Source organism: Saccharothrix sp. ST-888, assembly GCF_000955975.1.
GTDB lineage: Bacteria > Actinomycetota > Actinomycetes > Streptomycetales > Streptomycetaceae > Kitasatospora.
Genome location: NZ_JYJF01000277.1, coordinates 1 through 1,330 on the forward strand (window position 1 = coordinate 1; position 1,330 = coordinate 1,330).

At 73.0% G+C, this 1,330-nt stretch carries 1 protein-coding gene; it reads left to right on the top strand.

The window, feature by feature from the left end:
* Positions 1-265: 265 nt before the first annotated feature.
* Positions 266-1,330 (top strand): SUKH-4 family immunity protein, encoded by a 1,065-nt coding sequence (locus tag UK12_RS32595; RefSeq protein ID WP_197085365.1) that lies wholly within the window; start codon positions 266-268, stop codon positions 1,328-1,330.

Consider the following 1,330-nt stretch of genomic DNA (forward strand, 5'->3'; position numbering starts at 1 on the left):
CCATCCGGCTCTTAAGGAGAGCGACCGCGTGACGACCCGTGAGCAGGCGATCGAGGCGGCCCAGCAGTGGATCAACGGTGGGCGGCCGGAGGAGGAGTGGCGCGGGATCGGGGTGCACGAGTTCGATCTGGGCTGGGTGCTGTGGGCCGATCAGCGGCCGGCTGTGGCCGATCCGGTCACGGGTGAGCGGCGGGTGCCGGCGGAGGTGGGTTCGGCGTGTGCGGTGGTGGACCGGGTCACGGGGGAGTTGAGTACGTGGCCGTCGGTGCCGGTGGAGGAGGTGGTGCGGCTCTACCGGGACAGGCTGGGTGCGGGTTCCTTTGATCCGGCGTTGCCGCCGGTGACCGGTCCCGGTTCGACGGCGGTGCTGACGTACCGGGATGCGGGGGGTGAGGAGCGGAGTCTGTTCCTGCCGTCCGGTCCGGGGCTGGGGCATCCGGAGGTGCGGGCCTGGCGGGAGCTGCGGGGGCGGGGTGTGCGGCCGGAGGATGTCGTGGCGGTCCATACCGATCTGCGTCCGTGTGAGCTGCCGGGTGGTTACTGTGCGGCGGTGCTGCTGGCGGAGCTGCCGGTGGCGTCGTTCTCGTACGGGCAGGATTACGGGCCGCGGTTCGACCGGCGGGCGGCGGGGGTGCGGGCGTTGACGGAGAGTACGGAGCGGTTGTTCCGGGGGGCGGGGCGTGCGGTGCCGCCGCGGCCCAACCGGGTGCCGTTCCCGCGGGTGGTGCCGGCGGTGGGTCCGGAGGGTGACGGGGTGCTGGGGGAGCGGCTGGCGGGGCGGTTCGGTGCGGGGGGTGTGCACCGGTTCGGTGCGGTGGAGCTGGCGGGGAGCGGGTTGCCGGAGGCGGCCCGGGGGGTTCTGCTGGGGGCGGGGCTGCCGGTGCGGGTGGAGGGTTTCTTCGAGGTGCTGCCGGGTCTGGGGGATGTCGCCGGGCACTTGGCGGCTGTCGGGCGGGGTGGTCGGGTGCCGGAGCGGGCGCGTGCGGTGCTGGGTGAGTATGTGCTGGTGGGCACGGACGGGCATGCCCTGATCGCGGTGCAGTGCGGTGACGGCGGTACGGGTACGGGTGTGGGTGTGGGGCGGGTCTGGGCGGTGGATCCGGACAGCGGCAGCGGCCGGTATCTGAACGCCGATCTCTCGTCCTTTGTGCGCTGTCTGGTGCTGTATGCCGAGCGGAGGCCGGCGTTGCGGGGGCTGGATCCGTTTGCGGCGGGTGCCGCGGTGGAGGTCCTCCAGCGGGAACTCGCCGCGCTGGACGGGACGGTGTTCGGTGATCCGGAGAACTGGTGGGCGGTGGTGGTCGAGCAGCACTGGGACGGCCTGCTCTGA